Genomic DNA, 24,789 nt, shown 5'->3' on the forward strand with positions numbered 1-24,789 from the left:
CCGGTCCGACTGGTCCTTGCATCCGCAGCCGGTGGACGGCCCCCTCTGGTCGGGGGCGTCCGCCACGGTCGTCGGAGCCCTGGCCGTGGAAGCGCGGTGGTTCCGCGTTCCCCCGTCCGAGTGGACTCCTGGGCGAACTCTTGCCTTGTGGAGAATATGGTGACAGATCCGAACTGAGACTGTTCAGCCGTGCCCGCGTAATGGACTCCCCTGCGACGGGCCGGCCACCCCGGGGGCGGACGGCCTGTCATCGGCCGTGCTCGTCGTCCCCGTCCCCCGGAGTCTTCGCGCACTCGGGCATTGTAGTGGGAGCGCCCAGTGGGGGAATGGGCGCGTGGGGGTTTTCCGGGTGCGGGGTGAGATTACTGACGGGTTTTGAGCGAACGGGCGGCGGGAAGCGGGTGCCGTCGCCGGACGGCACCCGCCGGGCGCTCAGTGCGCCTGCTGCCCGTCGCCCCCGGCGGAGGTGACCAGTTCGGTCAGGACGCCGCCGCAGTCCTTGGGGTGCAGGAAGGTGATCCGGGACCCCATCGAGCCGGTTCGGGGCTGCTCGTAGAGGACCCGGACGCCCTTGGCGCGGATCGCCTCGGAGTCCCCGTCGACGTCGGCGGTGCCGAAGGCGATGTGGTGGACGCCCTCGCCGTTCTTCTCCAGCCACTTGGCGACGGTGGAGTCGGGCCGGGTGGGCTCCAGCAGCTGGAGGTAGGAGGCGCCGCCGTCGCCGGTGTCGTTGATCTTGAGCATGGCCTCGCGGACCCCCTGCTCCTCGTTGACCTCGCTGTGGAACACCTCGAAGCCGTAGGTGGTGCGGTAGAACTCGACCGTCCGGTCGAGGTCGAAGCAGGCGATGCCGATGTGGTCGATACGGGTCAGCACGGCGACCTCCGGGTCTGGGCCGGCCGTCCGAGCGGGCGATCCGAGCGGGCGGCGGGGCGGGCGGCGGGACGGCAACAGTGCAGCGCATGCCGCTGGAACGCGCCAGTGCTCGGCGTGCGAGTCTGCTCACACGCCCGTGGTTCACCCGAACCGCGTTGACACGGTGTTGACTGGACAGTGCCAGTGCGCTCGATCACACCGTCGTTCCGGTGACGGGCGGGTAACAGGTCAGTACATTGAGCGGCATCCTCACCTGGCCACGACGTGCGAAGGGGCCCGTCCCATGACCAACACCACCTCTGTGATCGTTGCCGGTGCGCGGACCCCGATGGGTCGCCTGCTCGGTTCGCTCAAGGGCTTCTCCGGCGCCGACCTCGGCGGCTTCGCGATCAAGGCGGCTCTGGAGCGGGCCGGCATCACGGGTGAGCAGGTCCAGTACGTGATCATGGGCCAGGTGCTGCAGGCCGGCGCCGGCCAGATCCCGGCCCGTCAGGCCGCCGTCAAGGCGGGCATCCCGATGAACGTCCCGGCGCTCACCGTCAACAAGGTCTGCCTCTCCGGCCTGGACGCCATCGCGCTGGCCGACCAGCTGATCCGGGCCGGTGAGTTCGACATCGTGGTGGCCGGCGGCCAGGAGTCGATGACCAACGCCCCGCACCTGCTGCCGAAGTCCCGCGAGGGCTACAAGTACGGCGCGATCGAGCTGCTGGACGCGATGGCGTACGACGGGCTCACCGACGCCTACGAGAACATCCCGATGGGCGAGTCCACCGAGAAGCACAACACCCGCCTGGGCATCCCGCGCGAGGTCCAGGACGAGATCGCCGCCGCCTCGCACCAGCGGGCCGCCAAGGCGCAGCAGAACGGCGTCTTCGAGGCCGAGATCGTCCCGGTCGCCATCCCGCAGCGCAAGGGCGAGCCGGTCGTCTTCAGCCAGGACGAGGGCATCCGCGCCGACACCACGGTCGAGGGCCTGGCCCGGCTGCGCCCGGCCTTCGCCAAGGACGGCACGATCACCGCCGGCACCTCCTCGCAGATCTCGGACGGGGCCGCCGCCGTGGTCGTGATGAGCCGGGCCAAGGCCGAGGAGCTGGGCCTGAGCTGGATCGCCGAGATCGGCGCGCACGGCAATGTCGCGGGCCCGGACAACTCGCTGCAGTCGCAGCCGTCCAACGCGATCCGGCACGCGCTGGCCAAGGAGGGCCTGGAGGTCGCCGACCTCGACCTGATCGAGATCAACGAGGCCTTCGCCGCGGTCGCCCACCAGTCCATGAAGGACCTGGGCGTCTCCTCGGACATCGTCAACGTCAACGGCGGCGCGATCGCGCTCGGCCACCCGATCGGGATGTCCGGCGCCCGTGTGGTGCTGCACCTGGCGCTGGAGCTCCAGCGGCGCGGCGGCGGTGTCGGCGCGGCCGCGCTGTGCGGCGGTGGCGGCCAGGGCGACGCGCTGATCGTCAGGGTTCCGAAGGCCTGATCGTCCGACCTGCCTTCGGGGCCGCGGACCGCCAGGGGTGGTCCGCGGCCCCGATCCCGTGAGGAGCTGCCCGATGATCGATGTCGCGACGCTGGTCGAGCAGGCCCGGGAGGGCCGTCCGCGTGCGGTCGCCCGGCTGATCTCGCTGGTCGAGAACGGCGCGCCCCAGCTGCGCGAGGCGATGGCGGCGCTCGCCCCCTACACCGGGCAGGCGTACACGGTGGGGCTGACCGGCTCGCCCGGCGTGGGCAAGTCGACCTCGACCTCCGCCCTGGTCTCCGCCTACCGCCGGCTCGGCAAGCGGGTCGGGGTGCTGGCCGTGGACCCGTCCTCGCCGTTCTCCGGCGGCGCGCTGCTCGGCGACCGGGTCCGGATGCAGGAGCACGCCACCGACCCGGAGGTGTTCATCCGCTCGATGGCCACCCGCGGCCACCTCGGCGGGCTCTCCTGGACGGCCCCGCAGGCGCTGCGCGTGCTGGACGGGGCCGGCTGTGAGGTGATCCTGGTCGAGACCGTCGGCGTGGGCCAGTCCGAGGTGGAGATCGCCGCCCAGGCGGACACCACCGTGGTGCTGCTCGCCCCCGGCATGGGCGACGGCATCCAGGCCGCCAAGGCCGGGATCCTGGAGATCGGCGACGTCTTCGTGGTCAACAAGGCCGACCGGGACGGCGCCGACGCGACCGCCCGGGAGCTGAACCACATGCTCGGCCTCGGCGAGGCCCGGGAGGCGGGGGACTGGCGGCCGCCGATCGTGAAGACCGTCGCGGCCCGCGGCGAGGGTGTGGACGAGGTGGTCGAGGCGCTGGAGAAGCACCGGGCCTGGCTGGAGGAGCACGGCGAGCTGGCCGTGCGCCGTCGCCGCCGGGCGGCCGACGAGATCGAGGCGATCGCGCTGGCCGCGCTGCGGGCCCGGATCGGCGACCTGCGCGGCGACCGTCACCTGACCGCCCTGGCCGAGCGGGTGGTGGCCGGCGGGCTGGACCCGTACGGCGCCGCCGACGAACTGGTCGCCGGGCTGACCCAGAGCTGAGCCGGGGCCGGTTTCCGGGCCGGGACGCCGAAGGGCCCGGCCTCCCCGACGGGGGGAGGCCGGGCCCTCACCGATGGTCAGGCCCGTCCGCGCAGCCCGCGCAGGTGCTCGGCGACGGGTGCCAGCGCCTCGTACATCGCGTCCAGCTGCTCCGGGGTGAAGCGGTCGATGAAGTGCGCCCGGACGCTGCGCACGTGGTCCGGGGCGACCTTCTGCATGGTCTCCCAGCCCTGCTCGGTGAGGTGGGCGTAGAGGCCGCGGCGGTCGCCCGGGCACTCCTGGCGGAGTACCAGGCCGGCCGTCTCCATCCGGGTGATCTGGTGCGAGAGCCGGCTCTTGGACTGGAGGGTCGCGGTCGCCAGGTCGGTCATCCGCATCCGGCGCTCCGGTGCCTCGGAGAGCACGACCAGGATCTCGTAGTCGTTGATCGCCAGGTTGTGCGGCTGGAGTTCACGGCCGAGCTGGTAGTCCAGCAGTCTGGAGACCTCCAGATGCGCGCGCCAGAGTTGCTGCTCCCGGGCCGTCAGCCAGGGCGTCTCCTCCCCGGGTGGCGAGGGGGAGACGTCCGCGGCGTCGATCGTGTGCGCATCCATGGGGACAGCATACCCCATTTAGTTAAATCTTGTACAAATTTACAGGCCGAAACGTCGCCCGAGATCGCCCAGGTTACCGAGGCCGGGCACGCCCCCGCCGTGGCCCTGTCCGGGCTGGGACGGAACCCCGCCCATCGGCACGCCCGCCTCGACGTGCACGTCCCCCACCGCGCGCTCGGCCAGCAGGATCTCGGTGGACTGCAGCAGTACCTGGCCGGCGCCGATGAACTCGAACTGGTGCTCCTCGCCGGACGCTCCGCCCAGCCCGGTGAGGCGGCGGAGCCCGCCGATCACCCCGTGCATGTAGTCGTGGTCGTAGTGGTGGCACGGCGCCGGGCAGTCCGCCCAGCCGACCAGCGCCTGCGGGTCCACCCGGATCGGCGGTTCGACGAAGTGCACCGGGCCGTTGGAGGCCGCGACGAACTTGCCGGTGCCGATCAGGGTCAGAAAGCCCGGGATGATCGACTGCTTGAGCCGCAGCGTGGGCTCGTAGGCCAGCAGGTTGCCCGAGCGGACGGTCAGGTTGCCGTCCTCCAGGTCGTAGGAGTTGAGGTCGAAGGCGCGGTCGGCCAGCAGCAGCCTGCCGCGGCCCTCGGCGACCACCCAGTCCGCCGCGTGCATCGGCGAGTTGAAGTGCTGGCCGATCATCCGGTCGAGCACGCCGGAGCCGACGCCCTTGAAGGAGATGTCGCCGTAGTAGGCGATCATCTTGCCCTTCTGGAGGAAGTACGCCCCGTTCAGGTCCACCGAGAAGGCGTACGGGTTGACGTTGTCGTTGACCGGCAGGCTGTGCGCGTCGTACACCACCGGGCCGGAGCCGCTCTGCGCCGTCGGCAGCGGGGCCTGGGCGCCGCCGAACTGCTCCTGGGCGTACTGCTGCTGCGGCTGGGCGGGGTAGCCCTGCGGCGGGGGCGGCGGGTAGCCGCCCTGCTGCGGGTGGCCCTGCGGCGGCGGGGGCGGGTACCCGGGCCCCGGCGGCGGGCCGTAGCCGGGCGGCGGGGGCGCCGGATAGCCGGGCTGGGTGGGCTGGTTGTACGGCGGCTGCTGGCCGTACGGGCTGTTCGGCTGGCCGTACGGGGGCGGCGGCGGGTAGGACATCAGAGCTTCTCCTCGCTCGCCTGCACGAACACCGTGCCGTTCCCGGACAGCTCCAGCTGGAACGCCTCGCCGGAGCCGCGCCCGATCATGTCGCGCCAACCCAGCGCGGTGGACAGCTTGTTCTGGACCTGGCCGCGGTGCGCGACATAGGCCTGGGGGTCGACGTGCACCGGCTGGTTCGGGGTGATCGGCAGCTCGAACACACCGCCGTGGGCCATCACCGCCACCGAGCCGTGGCCGTCCAGCTTGGTGGTGAACAGGCCCTGGCCGGTGACCTGGCCGCGGACCATCCCCATCACACCGCCCTGCGAGCCCATGAACATGGTGGACTGCTGCAGCGAGCCGTCGAAGGCCAGCAGCCGGTCCGCCTCCACGAAGAGGGTGTCGCCGGCCAGCTCGATCACGTGCACATGGTGGCCGCCGTGGCCGAACATCACGGTGCCCTGGCCCTCGACCGTCATCAACGGGGTGTCCTCGTTGGCCACCCGGCGGCCGATCATCGACATCACCCCGCCCTGCCCGCCGGTGATGTTCGGGGTGAAGCGGACCTCGCCGGTGTACGCGAGCATCGCGCCGCGCTGGCTGAACAGCCGCTGCCCGGGGACGACCCGGGCCTCGACCATCTTGTTGTTGACCTTCGTGAACGGCATCAGACGTCACCCCCGATGGTGGCCTTCTCCGACGGCTGCACGTACACCAGGCCCTCGCCGGTGAACTCCACCTGGACGGCCTCGCCACCGCCCTCGCCGATGAAGGTGCTCCAGCCGGCGCCCGACTTCAGGCTCCGGTGCAGGCTGCCGGTGTGCGCCACGTACGCCCCCGGGTCCACCCGCAGCGGCATGCCCTGGGAGACCCGCAGGATGACCGCCGGCCCCTTGGAGGTGACGGCGGCCCAGCCGTGGCCCTCGACCTTGGTGGTGAACAGGCCGTTGCCCGAGGACATGCCGTTGAGACCGGTGAAGCTGGTGCCGGTCTTCAGCGTGGCCTCGGTGCAGAGCAGGTTGTCCGACTCGACGTAGAGCGTCTCGCCGTTCAGCCGGACCAGGTTGATCTCGGTGGCCTTGTCGGCGAAGTAGCAGGTGCCCTTCCCCTTCACCTCCATGACCGTCATCTGCTCGCCGGTCAGCCGTCGGGTCACCATGCCGCGCAGGCCGTCGCCGCCGCCGGTGAGCTTTTTGAAGTTCATCTGGCCGCTGTACGCGACCATCGAGCCATTTCTGGCTTTCACGGCGTCGCCCGTCATGTCGACGGCGAGCACCTTGGACCCCTGGAGTCGAAACTGTGCCACGGCCGCAATCTAGCGGGACCGGGCGCCCTCGGGGGAGGGGCGGGGAGGTTCTGGTACGGGTCTGGGACAAATTCGCAGCTCAGGCCGGGGCGGGCGGCGGACGCGCGCGGTCCCGGCCGGCGGCGATCCGGACGGTCCTGTGACATCGGGCACGTGTCCGGCCCCCGGGGTCGTCCGGACGGGTGGGTCGGTGATAATGGGTGACGGCTTGTGAGCCCGTTCACAAGCACTGTGCGCATGCCCGGCTCCCGAACCGCGCACTCCGCCGCCCCCGCCCCGGTGAGGAACCGAACGTGAAGAGCAACGCCGCCGTCCACCGACTGCGCCTGGTCTCCGGCCCCGAAGGGGTCTCCTTCATCCTGCTGCTGGTCTGCTCGGTGCTCAAGCGCACCACCAGCTTCGACGGTGTCCCGGTGATGGGCATGATCCACGGGATCCTGTTCATCCTGTACGCGGTCTTCTGGATCATGGCCTGGCAGGCGCAGAAGTGGGACCTCAAGCGCGGTGTCCTGCTCTTCGTCCTCTCGGTGCTGCCCACCGGCGGCTTCTTCGCCGAGCGGATGCTCGCCAAGGAGGAGCGCGGCGAGCACCCGGCCGCCGCCGAGCGCGAGCCCGCCGCCGCGTGACCCGCTGACCGCCCGCCGCCCGCCGCGCGGACCGGTAACGGCCGACAGGCTGCCGAGGCCCCCCTCTCCCAGTGGGCCGCGGCAGCCTGTCGCCGTTTCCGGAGGTGGCTGGTGAGGTGCTAGTTGACGTTCACCGCGCTCCAGGCCGCGGCCACCGCGTTGTACTGGGGGCTGCCGAGGCCGTAGAGGTCCGCCGCCGCGCTCAGGGTGCCGGTGCGGGCGGCCTTGTAGTTGGTGGTGGAGGTGAAGTAGACGGTCAGCGCGCGGTACCAGATCGCGGCGGCCTTGTCCCGGCCGATGCCGGTGACGGTCGAGCCGTTGGAGGTCGGGCTGTTGTAGCTGACGCCGTTGATGGTCTTGGCGCCGCTGCCCTCGGCCAGCAGGTAGAAGAAGTGGTTGGCCACGCCCGAGGAGTAGTGGACGTCCACGTTGCCGACCCCGGAGTACCAGGAGTCCTTGGACGCGCCGTCCTTGGAGGGCTTGTCCATGTAGCGCAGCGGGGTGCCGTTGCCGTTGATGTTGAGCTTCTCGCCGATCAGGTAGTCCGGCACGTCCACCGGCAGGTTGGCGTACCACTCGACCATGGTGCCGAGGATGTCCGAGGTGGCCTCGTTGAGGCCGCCGGACTCGCCGGAGTAGATCAGCCCGGCGGTGGCCGAGGTGACGCCGTGGGTCATCTCGTGGCCGGACACGTCGATCGCGGTCAGCGGGTGGGTGTTGCCGGAGCCGTCCCCGTACGTCATGCAGAAGCAGGAGTCGTCCCAGAAGGCGTTGACGTAGTTGCTGCCGTAGTGCACCCGGCTGCTCGCGCCGACGCCGTTGTTCTTGATGCCGTTGCGGCCGAAGGTGTTCTTGTAGTAGTCCCAGGTGGCACCCGCGCCGAACTGGGCGTCCACCGCGGCGGACTGCGTGTTGGAGGGCAGGCCGTTGCCCCAGGCGTTGGTGGTGCTGGTGTAGAGCGCGTTCCCGTTGGCGGCGTTGCCGGTCCACTGGTTGCCGCGGGAGGCGTCCTTCAGCTGGTACGTCGAGCCGCTCTGGGTGGTGGTCAGCGTGACGGAGCCGACGTTGACGCCCTTGCCGGTCCCGGTCGCGGTCTGGATCTCCTCGTGCGCGGCGAGCACCGCGCCGGTGGCCGCGTCGGTGATCAGCCGCTGGCGGCTCGGCGTGCCGTCGGCCCGCAGGCCCTCGACCACGGTCTGGTAGGCGAGCCGCGGGCTGCCGTCGGCGGCCCAGACCACCAGGGTGGCCGCGCCGGCGCCGTCGACCCGGCTGATCGCCGCGTCCTCCTTGTCGGCCGCGATGCCGACGGTGGCCCGCACCGCGCCGGTCGCCTGGGTGGCGGCCGTGGCGGCGGAGAGCTTCGGGGTCAGGCTCGGCAGCGACAGCTGCCCGGCGAACGCCCGGTCCACCGAGGCTATCGAGCCGTTGGCCCGCTGGTGCACCACCAGGTCGCCGCCGATCACCTGGAGGCCGCCCAGGGTCCGCTCGTAGCGCAGGTGGCGGGTGCCGTTGGCATCCACCACGGCGTCCTTGACGACCAGTTGCTCCTGGCCGCCGAGCGCGAGCGCCTTGGCCACCGGGCCGGTCTGCCCGCCCGCCAGGGCGATCAGCGCGTCGCGCTGCTGCGCCACCGAGGGGGTGGCGGCCTGGGCGGGAGCGGCGGCGACCTGGATGGCGCCGGCCAGCAGGGCGGTGGCGGAGAGTACGGCTCCGGCTGTCAGCTTTCGCTTCACGTACGGGGTCCCTTCCACGAAACCGCGTGTGCGCGGTCACGCCGCATACCGGGGCGCCGGGGTTGGCGCCGTGGGGCGGTAGGGCGCTGACGTGCTGCTCCCGTGCGGTTCTTGACGGCCGGTCGATGGGATGGGTGGGGGCGACGGCCGCCCAACGGGGCTTGGGCAGAAGCATGACAATGCAGGGGGTGAAAGGACAGGGCGCCTCCGGCGATTGGCCAGGTCTCGCCAGCGGGCGGTGCGGATGGTTCGGCAGGGGTGAATGCCCCGTTATCGGGCGGTTCGTCGGGCTGGCGGGATCCCGCCAGCGGCCACCCTTGCCGGTCCGGGCACCCGCTGCTACCGCGCGCCCGTTCCCCTCGGGGGCCGCCGCCACCGCGCCGGCGCCGAGACGCCCGGGGCCTCGTGGGCCCCGGGCGCCGTTCGCCCGGGCGTCAGTTGACGTTGACGCCGCTCCACGCGGCCGCCACCGCGTTGTACTGGGGGCTGCCGAGGCCGTAGAGGTCCGCCGCCGCGCTCAGGGTGCCGGTGCGGGCGGCCTTGTAGTTGGTGGTGGAGGTGAAGTAGACGGTCAGCGCGCGGTACCAGATCGCGGCGGCCTTGTCCCGGCCGATGCCGGTGACGGTCGAGCCGTTGGAGGTCGGGCTGTTGTAGCTGACGCCGTTGATGGTCTTGGCGCCGCTGCCCTCGGCCAGCAGGTAGAAGAAGTGGTTGGCCACGCCCGAGGAGTAGTGGACGTCCAGGCTGCCCACGCCGGAGGACCAGGAGTCGGCCGAGCCGCCGTCCTTGGAGGGCTTGTCCATGTAGCGCAGCGGGGTGCCGTTGCCGTTGAGGTCGATCTTCTCGCCGATCAGGTAGTCCGGCTTGTCGGAGGGCAGGTCGGCGTACCACTCGACCATGGTGCCGAAGATGTCCGAGGTGGCCTCGTTGAGGCCGCCGGACTCGCCCGAGTAGTTGAGGCCCGCGGTGGCCGAGGTGACGCCGTGGGTCATCTCGTGGCCGGCCACGTCCAGCGCGGTCAGCGGGTGGGTGTTGCCCGCGCCGTCCCCGTACGTCATGCAGAAGCAGCTGTCGCTCCAGAACGCGTTGACGTAGTTCTTGCCGTAGTGGACCCGGCTGGTGGCGCCGACGCCGTTGTTCTTGATGCCGTTGCGGCCGAAGGTGTTCTTGTAGTAGTCCCAGGTGGCCGCCGCGCCGAACTGGGCGTCCACCGCGGCCGACTGGCCGTTGGCGACGGTGCCGTCGCCCCAGACGTTGTCGGCGTCGGTGTACAGGGTGCCGGAGCCGGAGGTGCGGCCCTTGAGGTCGCTGGTGGACTGGCCGCCGCGGGAGGCGTCCTTCAGCTGGTACGCCGAGCCGCTCTGGGTGGTGGTCAGCGGGACGTTGCCGACGAAGACGCCGGTGCCGGTGCCGCCGGCGGTCTGCACCTGCTCGTGGGTGGAGAACACCTCGCCGGTGGCGGCGTCGGTGACCAGTTGCCGGCTGCTCGGGGTGCCGTCGGCGCGCAGGCCCTCGACCACGGTCTGGTAGGCCAGTCGCGGGTTGCCGTCGGCGGCCCAGACGACCAGCCTGGCGGCGCCGGTCCGGTGCACCTCCGTGAGCGGCGAGTCGTCCTTGTCGGCGGCGATGCCGACGGTGGCCTGCACCGCGCCGGCGGCCTGGGCGGCGGCCTTGTCGGCGGAGAGCTTCGGGGTGAGGCTGGGCACGCTGATCCGCGCGGTGACGGCCTTGTCCACCGACTTCAGCGCGCCGTCGGTGCCCTGGTGCACCACCAGGTCGCCGCCGAGGACGGGCAGGCCGGCGAAGGTGCGCTCGAAGCGGAGGTGCCGGGTGCCGTCCGGGTCCACCACCGCGTCCTTGGCGACCAGTTGCTCCTGGCCGCCCAGGGCGAGCGCCTTCGCCAGCGGTCCGGCCTGGCCGCCGGCCAGCGCGATCGCGGCGGCGTGCTGCTGCGCGGCCCGGGCCTGCGCGGTGGGCGTCGGACTGGCCTGGGCGATGCCGGTGCCGACCTGGATGACACCGGTGAGGAGGGCGGCGGCGGAGAGTACGGCGCCGACTGCGAGCTTTCGCTTCACGTACAGGTCCTTCCGGAGATACCGCGGGTGCGGGCGCGCCTCGTCCCGGGGTGCCGGGGTTGGCACCTGAGGGGCGGAACGGGCGCTGACGTGCTGCTCCGTGCGGTCGAGCGGCGGGCACCGGTGAGTGGGGCGGTGCCCGCCGGACGGGGCTGGGCGAAAGCATGACAATCCAGCAAGTGAAATGACAGGTCCCGATCATCAATTGGCCAGGTCTCGCCAGTCCGGCGGATCGCCAACAGGGTGCGAAACGGTCAAAACACCCGGCCGTTCGGTGGGTTACCGCCCGAACCGAGGCCTGATACCGGGCCGCGCGCCCGATCGGCGGCCGGCCGGCGGCCGGTGCGGGCGGATTGGCGGGGGTTCACGCTCCCGCAATGTCCTGGTATGTACCTGTGGCCCCGGCTGGCGTGATCCCGCCACGCGTCACACTTGTCCACCATCAGGACGCCTGGTACCACCCGTCCCGCCCGCCGGTACGGTAAGGACGTGGCCAAGCCCCTCGCACTCGACTTCGACCCGATCGCCCGCGCCGACGAGCTGTGGACCCGCCGCTGGGGCGGAGTCCCCTCGATGGCGGCGATCACCTCGATCATGCGGGCGCACCAGATCCTGCTCTCCCGGGTGGACGCGGTGCTCAAGCCGTACGGGCTGACCTTCGCCCGCTACGAGGCGCTGGTGCTGCTCACCTTCAGCCGGACCGGCGAGCTCTCGCTCTCCAAGATCGGCGAGCGGCTGATGGTCCACCCGACCAGCGTCACCAACACCGTCGACCGGCTGGAGCGGGCCGGCCTGGTCGCCCGCCGGCCCAACCCGCTGGACGGTCGCGGCGTGCTCGCCGCCATCACCGACCGCGGCCGTGAGGTGGTCGAGGAGGCCACCCGGGAGCTGATGGCGATGGAGTTCGGCCTGGAGGAGTACGGCGCCGACCAGTGCCGCCAGGTGTTCGAACTGCTCCGCCCGCTGCGGGTGGCCGCGGGCGACTTCACCGGGCCGGACGCGGAGGCGGCGCGGTAGGAGCGGTGGAAGGCGCCCGGGGGCTGCGCGGCGGTACCCGTGAGGGCGGCTACCCTCGTTGGAGCGGTGCGCGGATCGGGGCGTACCGGCCGATCCTGCCGAGTGAGGCGATGAGAAGTATGAAGGCGACCCCCCTGCTGGGCTGGTACCGGGCCCTGGCCATTGCGACCGGTGTTGCGCTGCTGGTGTTCTGCGGCTTCATGGTCGCGAAGTACGGCTTCGACACGGCCGAGTCCGTCACCACCTATGTGGCGATGCTGCACGGCTACCTCTACATCGGGTACTTCGTGGTCACCTTCCTGCTCGGCCAGAAGCTCAAGTGGCCGCTGGGTCGGATGATCTTCACCCTGGCGGCCGGCTGCATTCCGTTCGCCTCCTTCGTCGCCGAGCGCCGCGTGGTGCGCGACGCCGTCGAGCGGCTGCCCGCCGGTGAGGCCCGCCAGCCGGCCGGCGTCTGACCGTACGCGTTCCCGAGGGCGCCTCTCCCGATCATGGGGAGGCGCCCTCGCGCATGTCCGGGGCGTGGCGTGGGCATCCTCCGACCCGTCGCCATCGACAAGTACTAGGACGTCCGAGTAAATTGGTAGGACGTCCTCATAGTTGTGCCGCCCCGGTACCGTGGCGGCCGTACGGAGCGGAGTTCGGGTCCATGGACGCCGAGGAGATCGAGCGCGGCCGGCAGCGCTGGCAGCAGCGGTACGACAGTGCCCGCAAGCGGGACGCGGACTTCACCACCCTCTCCGGTGACGAGGTCGAGCCGGTCTACGGCCCGCCCGCCGGGCAGGCCTACGAGGGCTTCGAGCGGATCGGCTGGCCGGGTGAGTACCCGTACACCCGGGGCCTGCACCCCACCGGCTACCGCGGGCGGACGTGGACGATCCGCCAGTTCGCCGGCTTCGGCAACGCCCGGCAGACCAACGAGCGCTACCGGATGATCCTGGAGGCGGGCGGCGGTGGCCTCTCGGTCGCCTTCGACATGCCCACCCTGATGGGCTACGACTCGGACGACGCCAAGTCGCTCGGCGAGGTCGGCCACTGCGGCGTGGCCATCGACTCGGCCGCCGACATGGAGGTGCTGTTCCAGGGCATCCCGCTGGGCGAGGTCACCACCTCGATGACGATCAGCGGCCCGGCCGTGCCGATCTTCTGCATGTACCTGGTCGCCGCCGAGCGCCAGGGGGTCGACCCGGCGGTGCTCAACGGCACCCTGCAGACCGACATCTTCAAGGAGTACATCGCCCAGAAGGAGTGGCTCTTCGCCCCCGAGCCGCACCTGCGCCTGATCGGCGACCTGATGGCGTACTGCGCCCGGGGCATCCCGGCGTACAAGCCGCTCTCCGTCTCCGGCTACCACATCCGCGAGGCCGGGGCCACGGCCGCGCAGGAGCTGGCGTACACCCTGGCGGACGGCTTCGCCTACGTCGAGCTGGGCCTCTCCCGCGGCCTGGACGTCGACGTCTTCGCCCCCGGCCTCTCCTTCTTCTTCGACGCGCACCTGGACTTCTTCGAGGAGATCGCCAAGTTCCGCGCGGCCCGCCGGATCTGGGCCCGCTGGATGCGCGACCGCTTCGGCGCGAAGACGGACAAGGCGCAGTGGCTGCGCTTCCACACCCAGACCGCCGGCGTCTCGCTCACCGCGCAGCAGCCGTACAACAACGTGGTCCGCACCGCCGTGGAGGCGCTGTCGGCCGTGCTCGGCGGCACCAACTCGCTGCACACCAACGCCCTGGACGAGACCCTGGCGCTGCCCTCCGAGCAGGCCGCCGAGATCGCCCTGCGCACCCAGCAGGTGCTGATGGAGGAGACCGGCGTCGCCAACGTGGCCGACCCGCTGGGCGGTTCCTGGTACGTCGAGGCGCTCACCGACCGGATCGAGGAGCAGGCCGAGGCGATCTTCCAGCGGATCCTCGACAAGGGCCGCGAGGACCACGGGATCGGGCCGATCACCTCCGGCATCCTGCGCGGGATCGAGGAGGGCTGGTTCACCGGGGAGATCGCCGAGGCGGCCTTCCAGTACCAGCAGGGGGTGGAGAAGGGCGAGAAGCGGGTGGTCGGCGTCAACTGCCATCCGCGCAGCGTCACCCCCGAGCTGGAGATCCTGCGGGTCAGCCACGAGGTGGAGCGCGAGCAGGTGCGGGTGCTGGCCGAGCGCAAGGCGGGCCGGGACGACGCGGCGGTACGGGCCGGGCTGGACGCGATGCTGGCGGCGGCGCGCTCGGGCGCGTCGATGATCCCGCCGATGCTGGACGCGGTGCGGGCCGAGGCCACCCTGGGCGAGATCTGCAACGCGCTGCGCGAGGAGTGGGGCACCTACCGGGAGTCCGCCTCCTTCTGACCCCGTCGGCGTCCGGAGCCGTCCCGCACGAGCGTGCGGGGCGGCTCCGCGCGTTCACGCGGCCGGCAGGCTGGGGAAGGGGCCGAGCAGCAGGCTGGTGAAGCGGCGGGTCCAGTCGGCGGTGATCGGCTCGCCGCTGACCAGGACGCGGTGCTCGACCGTCCCCGCGATGGTGTCGAAGATGATGTCGATCTCCTCGCAGGCCGCCGTCGGATCGCCGTCCGGGGCGAGTTCGCCGCGCGCCTGGGCGGCCGCCCGGCCCTGCCGGACCAGGTGCTTCTGCGGGTCGACGATCGCCTCCCGGATCCGCCGGCGCAGCTGAGGGTCGCGGGTGCCCTCGGCGAACAGCGCGAGCAGCGCCGCCTGGGTCTCGGGGCGGGCCAGCAGGTCCGCGAACTGGACCACCACGGCCTCGATGTCGGCCCGCAGGCTGCCCAGGTCGGGCATGACCAGCTCGTCGAAGAGGCTGGCCACGGCGTCCACCACCAGCTCGTTCTTGGACGGCCAGCGCCGGTACAGGGTGGTCTTGGCGACCTTGGCGCGGGTGGCGACGTGGCCCATGGTCAGTCCGCCCCAGCCGAGTTCGGCCAGGGTCTCGCGGGTGGCGTCCAGGATCGCCAGATCGGCGGCGGCGCTGCGCGGGCGCCCCTTGGCTCTGGTCGCGGCGCCGTCGGGGCTCCCCGGGGCCTCCCGGGCCGCCGCGGCTGCTGGGGGGTGCTCCCGGACTGCCGGGTGCTCCGGGGTCAAGGGGGGCTGGGCGGCCGACACCGGGCCTCCTTGCGATCTACTGGTAAGTAACTTGGGTGGGGCTGGTAACGGTAGCGACTGTTCGCCGTCCGGGGCAGCCGGGGTGCCGGGGAAAGTGGGGCAGCTCACGTCCCGGGATGGCCGACGGGGCTTGCGGCGGGGGCCCTCGATCCAGTTACGCTACGGCTCGTAGCGAAAGCAGTGACAACCAGGCGTCGCGACCCGTGGGACGGGAGCGGCGCGGGTGCGGGTGGGGATCCGCGCCGAACGGTTCAGGCTACCTGGTACGGGGCCGCCCGTCAGGGAACGGAAGCCGCGCAGCCCGCGCGGAGGGATTTCCCGGCGGTTGGTGCCCGTCGGCGGTGCGGACGGGGGAGGATGGTGCCATGCAGCCACGGAATTCGCGTCCCAACAGCTCCGCCCTGCGCGGTGCGGTCGACCTCGCCGCAGTGAAGGCAGCCGGCGAGGCTGCCCAGAAGGCCGAGCAGGCCAGGGCCGAGCGGGCCCGTCAGGCGGCCGCCGCCGAAGCGGCCGGAGTCGCCCCGGCCCCGCTCGCGTACGAGCTCGTCATCGATGTCACCGAGGACACCTTCGAGGCCGAGGTCGTCCAGCGCTCCACCGAGGTTCCGGTCGTCATCGACTTCTGGGCCGAGTGGTGCGGGCCCTGCAAGCAGCTCAGCCCGATCCTGGAGCGCCTGGCCGAGGAGTACGCCGGCCGGATCGTGCTCGCCAAGATCGACGTGGAGGCCAGCCCGCAGCTCTCCCAGCAGTTCGGCATCCAGGGCATTCCGGCCGTGATGGCCGTCGTGGCCGGGCAGTTGGTGCCGCTGTTCCAGGGGGCCGAGAGCGAGGCCAACGTCCGCAAGGTGCTGGACCAGCTGATCCTGGTCGCCGAGCAGCGCTTCGGCGTGGCCGGCGGCGCGGCGGTGCCCGGCGCGGTCCCCGGCGAGGCCGCCGCCCCGTACCTGCCGGAGGACCCGGCGCTGGCCGCCGCCCACGAGGCGCTGGACCGGGGTGACCTCGGCGGTGCCGTCCAGGCCTACCGGAACGTCCTGGTCGACCAGCCGGGCAACACCGAGGCCAAGCTCGGGCTGGCCCAGGCGGAACTGCTGCGCCGGGTGGAGCGGCTCAACCCGCAGGACGTCCGCGCGGCGGCCGCGGCCGACCCGAAGAACGTCGCGGCGCAGCTGGACGCGGCCGACCTGGACCTGGTGGGCGGACACGTCGAGGACGCCTTCGGGCGCCTGGTGGACACCGTCGGCCGGACCTTCGGCGACGACCGGGACACCGCCCGGGTGCGGCTGCTGGAGCTGTTCGAGGTGATCGGCACGACGGACCCACGGGTGACGGCGGCGCGTACCGCGCTGGCCCGCGTCCTGTTCTGACGGCCCTTCCGACCCCGCTCTGACGCGCCCTCGCCGGCACGCCGAATGACCTGCGGTGTCGCTGGCGATTTGGCGACAATCCGGTCATCGCGTCAGAGGTTTACCAAATCTTGACAACACCCGTGGACGGTCACTTCAGGTGACCGTCCACGGGTGTTTCGCTGGCGTTTCCGGGGGATTTGGCCGTTACGAATTCTTCAAGAGGTCACGCAGAGTGTTCGGGTGGCCAATGTCATGATCATTACCGCCCGATGTTGGATTACCCGTCAGTAATGAACCCCTTGTGCTTCGCCCGGGATTCCAGCACGATCGGCGACGCCCGGTCCCAGACTCCACCCCCTCCGACAGCCGGTCGGCGGGCGGAGCGCGGGATCCCCACCGGGTGAGCCGTCGGCCATGGCCGACGGCAGGGAGGGCAGGGGGGTATCCGCGGTCCCACGGCGGTTCCTGTCCTTCGTCCGGCCGCGCGGCCCGCGCGGTCGCTGGTTGTCGCTCGGGGGTGATCGCCGATGTCGTCGGCCCTGCCCGCCGCCTCGCAAGGGCGGCCGGCGAAGGGACGGGAGTGCCACCGTGTGCCGGCCGCTCCCGGGTCCGACGACGCCTGCGGCGCTCTTCGCTACCGAGGACGTGGCTCTCTCCCATCCCAGGCCCCCCGCGGTGCGGGACGCACCGCCGGGGAGCCGGAGATGTACGTCCTAGAAGGAGGACTCGCATGTCCCAGACCTACGGCAAGACCCGTTGGAAGCGCTTCGCCCTGGTGATGGTGCCCAGTCTCGCGGCCACCGCCGCGGTCGGCGTCAGCCTGGCGAACAACGCGCTCGCCGCTTCGTTCAGCGTCTCCGGCCAGCAGTTCAAGGTCACCGCGGAGGAGCTGCACGGCCAGAACTTCGCGCAGTTCGGTTCGATCGACGCCGAGGTCAACGGCACCCCGCACCCGATCGCGGTGTCGGCCTTCGACTCGGCCACGATCAAGGGCCTCTGCCAGTCGGTGGTGACCGACCCGAACATCATCCCGGGCCTGCCGTGGAAGCTGCCGAAGATCACCTTGCGTCTTGAGGCCGGCCAGAGCGACGACCCGGCGCGGCAGGTTTCCGCGAAGAACCTGCTGATCGACCTGGACTCACTCAACGCCGACGCCGAGTTCACCAACATCAACATCGGTCAGGACGCCTCCACCCTGAAGGGCCAGGCGACCGCGGGCTGGAAGTCGGCGCTCGGCACCGGCAAGCCCTCCGGCGGGGTCGGCTTCGCCCAGGCCGCCGAGAAGGCCGACCTGACCAACGTGCAGCAGACCGCCTGGGCCACCTCGGCCGGCACCTTCAAGCTCCAGGGCCTGAAGCTCGCGCTGCACACCGACGGCGGGCACGAGTGCTACTGAGGCGTGTCTGACACGCCCTGGCCGCCGACCGGTGGCGGGCGCTGTGCCCGGCGCCGGTCGGCGGCATCGGGGGACCGGGGGTGGTGCGCGCGCCGCCCCCGGTCCTCCCCGTCCCGTTCCCTCCCTCGTTCACACCATCGAGGAGCTGCACCGTGTCCAGCGCCCTTGCCGAGCTGCGGCCCGCCGAGCACGAGCACCCCGCCCAGTGGCTGCGCCGGGTGTTCCGCAACTTCCGCCGGTCCCGCCCGTTCTACGGCGGTCTGCTGGCCATGATCGCCGGCGTGCCGATCATGTACTTCCCGTACGCCAAGCTGTCGTTGAGCGGGATGACGATGACCATGGCGACCACGGCGGGAGCCGGGTCCCTGATCATCGGGGTCCTGCTGATCGTGCTCGGGCTGACCGCCTGGTTCCAGCCGGCCATCCGGGTCTTCGCGGGGGTCGCCACCACCCTGCTCGTGCTGGTCTCGATCCCGGTCTCCAACCTGTCCGGCTTCGGTACGGCGCTGCTTCCGGGCCTGATCGGCGGCGGGCTGATGCTGGCCTGGGCGCCGCTGCCGGAGCCGGAGGCCGAGGCGGCCGTCGCCGAGACCGCCATGGCGCAGAGCACCGCCGCCGAGGGTGCCACCGCGCCGCTCCCGGCCGTCCCCGCGCAGGCCGCGCCGCCGGCCCCGGACGCGGCCCCGGCCCAGTCCGTCGAGGGCACCGTCCCGTCGCGGACCGGTGACGCCGAGGAGGGGCGGTGACCGAGCCGCAGGAGCAGCCGGAACAGCGCTCGGCACGGCACGCGGCGCCCCGGACGCCCGCCCGGGTCCGGCTGAGAGGCCGTGCGCTGGCGATGGCCGCGGTGCCGACCGCGTTGCTGATGGCCGCCGCCTACACGCCGAGCCCGGCCGTCGCCGAGCCCTCGGGCGGCAAGCCGTGCGCCACCGCGCCGGAGAGCGTCCCGGACGTCGCGCCGGTGGAGGAGACGCCCGTCCCCAAGAGCGAGCTGCCCGAGCCGCCGGGCCCGTCCGCGACGCCCACCGGAGCGCCGACGACGGCTCCGACGACCGTGCCGACGCAGGTGCCGACGGCCGCTCCCTCGACCGCTCCCACGGCGCCGGCCCCGACCGACACCCCGACCGACACCCCGACCGCCGCCGGCGGCGCCGGTACCGCCGCCCCGGCCGGGCTCGTCGACGACCTCCTCGGCGGAGTCACCCACCTGGCCGACCCGGGCGGTTCGCCCGGTCCGACGGCGGGTGCCACCGCCACGCCACCGGCCTCCGGCCCGAGCGCCACGACCGCCCCGACCGCCCCGACCGCCGCCGCCCGCGCGGCGGACCCGGTCCAGCCCGCGCCGCCGGCCTCGTCCACGCCCACCGCCGACGGCGGCCCGACCGCCGCGCCGTCGTCCACGCCGTCGTCCACGACCTCGCCGCAGGCCTCGTCCGGCCCGAAGGCGCCCGGCGGCGGCAAGGCGAGCCCCAGGACGACGCCGTCCGCCGCCCCGTCCGCCGCCTCCGGCTCGCCGAGCGCCAACCCCAACTGCGCGGTGGACGCCCGCGGTCTGACGGCCGGCGCGGCCGCGCCCGGGCACGTCGTCCCGGAGCAGAACTGGACCCTGCGGTCCAGCCGGCTGGGCCTGCACGGCGCGGTCTTCCACGGCGTCTACGACGTGAAGACGCCCACCGGCACCAAGCGGGTGCTGAAGTTCGTGGTCGACACCGTGGACATCGAGAACCTCGACATGTCGACGCTGGAGGGCAACGGCAAGACCTTCCACGTCAAGAGCGCCGACGGTTCGACCTCGACCATGCGCAAGGGCGCGGTCACCATGTACGTGGAGCGGCTCTCCGGCCACCTCTCGAAGGTGCTCGGCCTCCCGCTGCCGATCGACCTGGGCGAGCTCACCCTCACCCCGGACACCCTGCCGCGCTGGCTCTACGACCTGATCGGATCCGTCCCGGTCCCGCTGGACCTGGAGCTGACCGGCGTCACCGCCAAGCAGGCCGGCCAGTTCGGCGGCACGCTCCGGATCCCGGGCATGCGGCTGTACAACGACGACGAGCCCTACAGCAACACCTGACAACGCCCGTGGGGCGGCCCCTCCACAGTGGAGGAGCCGCCCCACGGGGCGTTCTGCGGACCGGGTGTCACTCGCTCCGGGTGCCCAGGTGGTGCACCTGGACCATGTTGGTGTTGCCGGGGATGCCGGGCGGCGAGCCGGCGGTGACGATGACGGTGTCGCCCTCGCCCAGCTGGCCCATGCTCAGCAGCTCGCGGTCGACCTGCGCGACCATCTCGTCGGTGGTCTCGACCTGCTCGGTGACGTGCGCCTCGACGCCCCAGCTCAGCGAGAGCTGGTTGCGGGTGGCGTTGTCCGGGGTGAACGCGATCACCGGGATCGGCGAGCGGTACCGGGAGAGCCGGCGCGCGGTGTCACCGGACTTGGTGAACGCGATCAGCGCCTTGCCGTTGAGGAAGTCGCCCAGCTCGCACGCGGCGCGGGCGATCGAGCCGCCCTGGGTGCGCGGCTTGCGGCCCGGGTTCAGCGGCTGGAGGCCGTGCGAGAGCAGCTCCTCCTCGGCCTTCTCGGCGATCCGGCTCATGGTGCGGACGGTCTCGACCGGGTACTTGCCGACGCTCGACTCGGCGGACAGCATGACCGCGTCGGTGCCGTCCAGGATGGCGTTGGCGACGTCGGAGACCTCGGCGCGGGTCGGGCGCGAGGCGTGGATCATCGACTCCATCATCTGGGTGGCGACGATGACCGGCTTGGCGTTCCGGCGGGCCAGGGTGATCAGCTGCTTCTGGACCAGCGGCACCCGCTCCAGCGGGTACTCGACGGCCAGGTCGCCACGGGCCACCATGATGGCGTCGAAGGCGAGGACGATCTCCTCCATGGCCTCGACGGCCTGCGGCTTCTCGATCTTGGCGATGACCGGCACGCGGATGCCGACCTCGTCCATGACCTCGTGGACGTCCTTGATGTCGTCCGCGTTGCGGACGAAGGAGAGCGCGACCATGTCGACGCCCAGCCGCAGCGCGAAGCGCAGGTCGTCCTTGTCCTTCTCGGACAGGGCCGGCACGTTCACGGCCGCGCCGGGGAGGTTGATGCCCTTGTTGTTCGAGAGCACGCCGCCCTCGACGACCACGGTCTTCACCCGCGGGCCGTCGACGCTGACGACCTCCAGGGCGATGACGCCGTCGTTGATCAGGATCGGGTCGCCGGCCTTGACGTCGCCCGGCAGGCCCTTGTAGGTGGTACCGCAGATGTGCTGGTCACCGGGGACGTCCTCGGTGGTGATGGTGAACTCGTCGCCGTTGTCGACGGTCACCGGACCGTTGGCGAAGGTCGCCAGACGGATCTTGGGACCCTGGAGGTCGGCAAGGACGCCGATGGCCTTGCCGGTGTCCTCCGAGACCTGGCGGACCTTGTGGTACCGCTCCTCGTGGTCCGCGTGGGTGCCGTGGCTCATGTTCAGTCGGGCGACGTTCATGCCCGCCTCGACGATGGCCTTCAGCTGTTCGTAGGAGTCCGTCGCCGGACCCAGGGTGCAGACAATTTTCGCTCGGCGCATATGGATCAGTCTATCCGTTCGTGTTATAGGTGCATTCGGCACGAATCGTGAGGAATCGCCGACGAAGGATTCCGGGAGCCGAGACGACGGCGTGTCATTCCCCGGACTGCCGGTGTACCAGGGCGAACGCCTGTCGGGCGATCTCCAGCTCCTCGTCGGTGGGCACCACCGCGACCGCCACCCGCGCGTACGGGGGCGAGATGATCCGGGCCTCACCGGAGCGCACCGAGTTGAGCTCGGGGTCCACCGCGATGCCCAGTTCGTCCAGTCCGGCCGTGGCCGCCGCGCGCACCGGCGCCGCGTTCTCGCCGACGCCCGCCGTGAAGGCGATCGCGTCCACCCGGCCGAGCACCGCGTAGTAGCCGCCGATGTACTTGCGCAGCCGGTGGATGTAGGCGTCGAAGGCGAGCCCGGCGTCCGCGTCGCCCTCCTCCGCCCGGCGCATGATCTCGCGCATGTCGTTGTCGCCGCACAGGCCGAGCAGGCCGCTGCGGCGGTTGAGCAGGTCGTCGATCTCGTCGATGGAGAGCCCGCCGACCCGGTGCAGGTGGAACACCACGCCCGCGTCGATGTCGCCCGAGCGGGTGCCCATCACCAGGCCCTCCAGCGGGGTCAGGCCCATCGAGGTGTCCAGGCAGCGCCCGCCGCCGACCGCCGAGGCGGAGGCGCCGTTGCCCAGGTGCAGCACGATCACGTTCACCTCGGCCGGGTCCTTGCCGAGCAGCCGGGCGGTGGCCCGCGAGACGTACTGGTGGGAGGTGCCGTGGAAGCCGTAGCGGCGCACCCGGTGCTCGTCCGCGACCGCCTTGTCCACCGCGTACCGGGCCGCGTACTCCGGCATCGAGGCGTGGAAGGCGGTGTCGAAGACGGCGACCTGGGGCAGGTCCGGGCGCAGGGCGCGGGCCACCTCGATGCCGGTGATGTTCGCCGGGTTGTGCAGCGGCGCCACCGGGATCAGCCGGCGGATCTCCTTGAGCACATCGTCGGTGATCACCGTCGGCTCGGTGAACCGCAGTCCGCCGTGCACCACCCGGTGGCCGATCGCGGCCAGCTGGGGGGAGTCCAGTCCGAGGCCGTCGGCGGCGAGCTCCTCGGCGACGGCCTTCAGCCCGGCGTCGTGGTCGGGGAAGACCTGGAGGGTCTCCCGCCGCTGGCCGGAGCGCGGGGTGTGCACCAGCCGGCCGTTCGCCTCGCCGATCCGCTCGACCAGGCCGGAGGCCAGCCGGGCGCCGTCGAGCATGTCGATCAGCTGGTACTTCACCGACGAGGAGCCGGCGTTCAGGACGAGGACACGGGTGCCGCCACTCATGCCTGGGCTCCTTCGGTGCGGCCCTGTGCCTGGATCGCGGTGATCGCGACCGTATTGACGATGTCCTGGATCAGGGCGCCGCGCGAGAGGTCGTTGACGGGCTTGCGCAGCCCCTGGAGGACGGGGCCGACCGCCACCGCGCCGGCCGAGCGCTGGACCGCCTTGTAGGTGTTGTTGCCGGTGTTGAGGTCCGGGAAGATCAGCACGGTGGCCCGGCCGGCCACCGAGGAGCCCGGCAGCTTGGTGGCCGCGACATGGGCGTCCACCGCCGCGTCGTACTGGATCGGGCCCTCGACCAGGATGTCCGGGCGCAGCTCGCGGACCAGTTCGGTGGCCTTGCGGACCTTGTCCACGTCGGCGCCCGAGCCGGAGGTGCCGGTGGAGTAGGAGAGCATCGCGACCCGCGGCTCGACGCCGAACTGGGCGGCGGTGGCGGCGGACTGGATGGCGATGTCGGCCAGCTGCTGGGCGTCCGGGTCGGGGTTGACCGCGCAGTCGCCGTAGACCAGCACCTTGTCGGCCAGGCACATGAAGAAGACCGAGGAGACGATCGCGGCGCCCGGCGAGGTCTTGATCACCTCGAAGGCGGGCCGGATGGTGGCGGCGGTGGAGTGCACCGCACCGGAGACCATGCCGTCGGCGATGCCCTCCTGGACCATCAGGGTGCCGAAGTAGCTCACGTCCGTGACGACGTCCAGCGCCAGCTCGACGGTCATCCCCTTGTGGGCGCGCAGCCTGGCGTACAGCTCGGCGAACTGCCGGCGCAGCGGGCTGGTGGCAGGGTCGACGATCCGCACCTGGACGCGGTCGGCGGCCGGGTCTCCCCCCGGCTGCGGGAGGGTGATGCCGAGGCTCGCGGCCTTGCGGCGGACGGCGTCGGTCTCGCCGAGCAGGGTGAGGTCGCAGATGTTGCGGCGGAGCAGGATCTCGGCCGCGCGCAGCACCCGCTCCTCGGTGCCCTCGGGCAGCACCACGTGCCGGCGGGCGGACCGGGCGCGCTCCAGCAGCTCGTGCTCGAACATCATCGGGGTGACCCGCTCGGACCGGCCGACCTCGATCCGGTTGGTCAACTCGGCGGTGTCCACGTGCAGTTCGAAGAGGCCGAGGGCGATCTCGGCCTTTCGCGGGCTGGCCGCGGAGAGCTTGCCCTCCAGGTGGGTGAGGGCGGCGGCGGTGATCCAGCTGCCCTCGGGGACGACCGCGACCGGGGTGCCGGGGGCGAGCCGGGCGGCCAGTGCCATGACGTTCGGGCCGGGGTGCTGGCCGAGCGTCAGCATGACGCCGGCGATCGGCGGGGCACCGGCGGCGTGTGCGGCCAGCGAGCCGATCAGCAGGTCGGCGCGGTCCCCGGGGGTGACCACCAGGGCGCCCTCGGTCAGTGCGTCCAGGAAGGTCGGCAGCATGGCGCCGCCGAAGACGAAGCCGCGGACGTCCCGGGCCAGGCCGGCCGCGTCGCCGGTCAGGACGTCGGCGCCGGTGGCCTCGACCAGCTGGGCGACGGTCGGCGCGGCCAGCGCCGGCTCCTCAGGGATGACGTAGGCGGGGATCGGCAGCTTCTCGGTGAGCGTGCGCTGGATCCGCTGCTTGGCGCCGGGGGCGACCCGGTTGGCGATCATCGCCAGGGTCGCGCAGCCGAGGTCGGTGTACGCGCGGTGGGCGTTGCGGACCTCGGCGATCACGGCCTCGGCGTCCTCGGCGTGGCCGCCGACCACCGGGAGGACGGCGGCGCCGAACTCGTTGGCGAGCCGGGCGTTGAAGGCCAGCTCGTCCGGGATGTTGGTGTCGGCGAAGTCGGTGCCGAGCACCAGCACCGCCTGGCAGTGCCGTTCCAGCGCCCGGAACCGGTCGACCAGGGTGGAGACCAGCTCGTCCTGGCCGTGGGCGGCCTGGAACGCGGCGGCCTCCTCGTAGGTGAGGCCGTACAGCTCGGCGGAGGGCAGGTCGAGCCGGTAGCGGGTGCGCAGCAGCTCCACGACGTGGTCGGAGCCGGATTCGCCGGGGGCGGGCGCGTGGACGAGCGGCCGGAACACCCCGACCCGGTCCACCTGGCGGGTGAGCAGTTCCATGACCCCGAGTTCGACCGCCTGGCGGCCGTCCCCCCGGTCGATACCGGTCACGTACACGCTGCGCGCCACGTGGGTGTCTCCGTCCCGTCGTCCCATGCCGTCGTCACCAGTGACCATACCTTCGCATTTAGGACAGGTGTACGCATGCGCGTGAAGCCGAAGGAGGCAAGGGACGGAGGTCCCTTCCGGG

21 protein-coding genes are annotated in these 24,789 nt (G+C 71.9%); 10 read left to right on the plus strand and 11 right to left on the minus strand.

Translation table 11 applies throughout. The features are described 5' to 3' along the window. Positions 1 to 432: 432 nt before the first annotated feature. Positions 433 to 876 (minus strand): methylmalonyl-CoA epimerase, encoded by a 444-nt coding sequence (gene mce, locus ACIP82_RS19445; RefSeq protein WP_363604842.1) that lies wholly within the window; start codon positions 874 to 876, stop codon positions 433 to 435. Between the two features lie 283 nt (positions 877 to 1,159). Between mce and ACIP82_RS19450 the strand changes: the two genes are divergently transcribed. Together ACIP82_RS19450 and meaB are read left to right on the plus strand one after the other, a co-directional pair. Beyond that, positions 1,160 to 2,353, plus strand: coding sequence for an acetyl-CoA C-acetyltransferase (locus tag ACIP82_RS19450; RefSeq protein WP_400654642.1), 1,194 nt, complete (start codon positions 1,160 to 1,162; stop codon positions 2,351 to 2,353). Between the two features lie 73 nt (positions 2,354 to 2,426). After that, a complete protein-coding gene (meaB, locus tag ACIP82_RS19455; RefSeq protein WP_363604844.1) occupies positions 2,427 to 3,383 on the plus strand; it encodes a methylmalonyl Co-A mutase-associated GTPase MeaB in 957 nt (318 codons plus the stop codon). A gap of 77 nt (positions 3,384 to 3,460) precedes the next feature. Here meaB and ACIP82_RS19460 read toward each other — a convergent pair whose 3' ends face one another. From ACIP82_RS19460 to ACIP82_RS19475, 4 genes are all read right to left on the minus strand, one after another. After that, positions 3,461 to 3,976 carry a MarR family transcriptional regulator gene (locus tag ACIP82_RS19460; protein WP_363604845.1) on the minus strand — a complete coding sequence of 172 codons (516 nt, stop codon included), beginning with the start codon at positions 3,974 to 3,976 and terminating at the stop codon, positions 3,461 to 3,463. Between the two features lie 39 nt (positions 3,977 to 4,015). Next, positions 4,016 to 4,813, minus strand: a complete 798-nt coding sequence (locus tag ACIP82_RS19465; RefSeq protein ID WP_363604908.1) for an AIM24 family protein — start codon at positions 4,811 to 4,813, stop codon at positions 4,016 to 4,018. 260 nt (positions 4,814 to 5,073) lie between these two features. After that, entirely contained in the window at positions 5,074 to 5,724 is a 651-nt protein-coding gene (locus tag ACIP82_RS19470) for an AIM24 family protein (RefSeq protein WP_363604847.1), read from the minus strand. Next, on the minus strand, positions 5,724 to 6,362 hold the full coding sequence (locus tag ACIP82_RS19475) for an AIM24 family protein (RefSeq protein WP_363604848.1): 639 nt from the start codon (positions 6,360 to 6,362) through the stop codon (positions 5,724 to 5,726). The genes ACIP82_RS19470 and ACIP82_RS19475 overlap by 1 nt, the downstream gene beginning before the upstream one ends. 293 nt (positions 6,363 to 6,655) lie before the next feature. Here ACIP82_RS19475 and ACIP82_RS19480 point away from each other — a divergent pair, with 293 nt between their 5' ends. Then, positions 6,656 to 6,988 (plus strand): DUF3817 domain-containing protein, encoded by a 333-nt coding sequence (locus tag ACIP82_RS19480; RefSeq protein ID WP_363604850.1) that lies wholly within the window; start codon positions 6,656 to 6,658, stop codon positions 6,986 to 6,988. Positions 6,989 to 7,107: 119 nt separating this feature from the next. Here ACIP82_RS19480 and ACIP82_RS19485 read toward each other — a convergent pair whose 3' ends face one another. Together ACIP82_RS19485 and ACIP82_RS19490 are read right to left on the minus strand one after the other, a co-directional pair. After that, positions 7,108 to 8,721: a M4 family metallopeptidase gene (locus tag ACIP82_RS19485; protein WP_400654646.1), complete on the minus strand. Its 1,614-nt coding sequence runs from the start codon at positions 8,719 to 8,721 to the stop codon at positions 7,108 to 7,110. Between the two features lie 434 nt (positions 8,722 to 9,155). Then, the gene (locus tag ACIP82_RS19490; protein ID WP_400654648.1) at positions 9,156 to 10,796 is read right to left on the minus strand and encodes a M4 family metallopeptidase; all 1,641 of its coding nucleotides are present in this window, start codon (positions 10,794 to 10,796) and stop codon (positions 9,156 to 9,158) included. A 489-nt stretch (positions 10,797 to 11,285) separates the two neighbouring features. On the opposite strand from ACIP82_RS19490, the gene ACIP82_RS19495 reads away from it, so the two are divergent. The 3 genes from ACIP82_RS19495 (at position 11,286) to ACIP82_RS19505 (ending at position 14,148) form a co-directional block, all read left to right on the plus strand. Continuing rightward, on the plus strand, positions 11,286 to 11,813 hold the full coding sequence (locus ACIP82_RS19495; protein ID WP_363604854.1) for a MarR family transcriptional regulator: 528 nt from the start codon (positions 11,286 to 11,288) through the stop codon (positions 11,811 to 11,813). 119 nt (positions 11,814 to 11,932) lie between these two features. After that, a complete protein-coding gene (locus tag ACIP82_RS19500; protein WP_363604855.1) occupies positions 11,933 to 12,271 on the plus strand; it encodes a DUF3817 domain-containing protein in 339 nt (112 codons plus the stop codon). Between the two features lie 191 nt (positions 12,272 to 12,462). After that, positions 12,463 to 14,148: a methylmalonyl-CoA mutase gene (locus ACIP82_RS19505; RefSeq protein WP_400654651.1), complete on the plus strand. Its 1,686-nt coding sequence runs from the start codon at positions 12,463 to 12,465 to the stop codon at positions 14,146 to 14,148. Positions 14,149 to 14,202: 54 nt separating this feature from the next. On the opposite strand, the gene ACIP82_RS19510 is transcribed toward ACIP82_RS19505, so the two are convergent. Beyond that, positions 14,203 to 14,769, minus strand: a complete 567-nt coding sequence (locus ACIP82_RS19510; RefSeq protein ID WP_400654779.1) for a TetR/AcrR family transcriptional regulator — start codon at positions 14,767 to 14,769, stop codon at positions 14,203 to 14,205. A 512-nt stretch (positions 14,770 to 15,281) separates the two neighbouring features. Here ACIP82_RS19510 and ACIP82_RS19515 point away from each other — a divergent pair. The 4 genes from ACIP82_RS19515 to ACIP82_RS19530 all read left to right on the plus strand — a co-directional run bounded on the left by ACIP82_RS19515 (position 15,282) and on the right by ACIP82_RS19530 (position 19,729). Continuing rightward, positions 15,282 to 16,280, plus strand: a complete 999-nt coding sequence (locus ACIP82_RS19515; protein ID WP_363604857.1) for a tetratricopeptide repeat protein — start codon at positions 15,282 to 15,284, stop codon at positions 16,278 to 16,280. A 712-nt stretch (positions 16,281 to 16,992) separates the two neighbouring features. Then, positions 16,993 to 17,658, plus strand: coding sequence for a DUF6230 family protein (locus ACIP82_RS19520; RefSeq protein WP_363604858.1), 666 nt, complete (start codon positions 16,993 to 16,995; stop codon positions 17,656 to 17,658). Between the two features lie 152 nt (positions 17,659 to 17,810). Further along, positions 17,811 to 18,404 carry a DUF6114 domain-containing protein gene (locus ACIP82_RS19525; RefSeq protein ID WP_400654655.1) on the plus strand — a complete coding sequence of 198 codons (594 nt, stop codon included), beginning with the start codon at positions 17,811 to 17,813 and terminating at the stop codon, positions 18,402 to 18,404. Then, entirely contained in the window at positions 18,401 to 19,729 is a 1,329-nt protein-coding gene (locus ACIP82_RS19530) for a hypothetical protein (protein ID WP_400654658.1), read from the plus strand. Before ACIP82_RS19525 ends, ACIP82_RS19530 begins: the two co-directional genes overlap by 4 nt. A 67-nt stretch (positions 19,730 to 19,796) precedes the next feature. On the opposite strand, the gene pyk is transcribed toward ACIP82_RS19530, so the two are convergent. From pyk to pta, 3 genes are all read right to left on the minus strand, one after another. Then, on the minus strand, positions 19,797 to 21,224 hold the full coding sequence (gene pyk / locus ACIP82_RS19535) for a pyruvate kinase (RefSeq protein ID WP_363604861.1): 1,428 nt from the start codon (positions 21,222 to 21,224) through the stop codon (positions 19,797 to 19,799). 94 nt (positions 21,225 to 21,318) lie between these two features. Then, a complete protein-coding gene (locus ACIP82_RS19540) occupies positions 21,319 to 22,533 on the minus strand; it encodes an acetate kinase (RefSeq protein ID WP_363604862.1) in 1,215 nt (404 codons plus the stop codon). Then, on the minus strand, positions 22,530 to 24,668 hold the full coding sequence (gene pta, locus ACIP82_RS19545; RefSeq protein ID WP_363604863.1) for a phosphate acetyltransferase: 2,139 nt from the start codon (positions 24,666 to 24,668) through the stop codon (positions 22,530 to 22,532). Before pta ends, ACIP82_RS19540 begins: the two co-directional genes overlap by 4 nt. Positions 24,669 to 24,789 lie beyond the last annotated feature (121 nt).

The sequence above is a fragment of the Kitasatospora sp. NPDC088548 genome, from assembly GCF_044753005.1.
Classification (GTDB): Bacteria; Actinomycetota; Actinomycetes; order Streptomycetales; family Streptomycetaceae; genus Kitasatospora.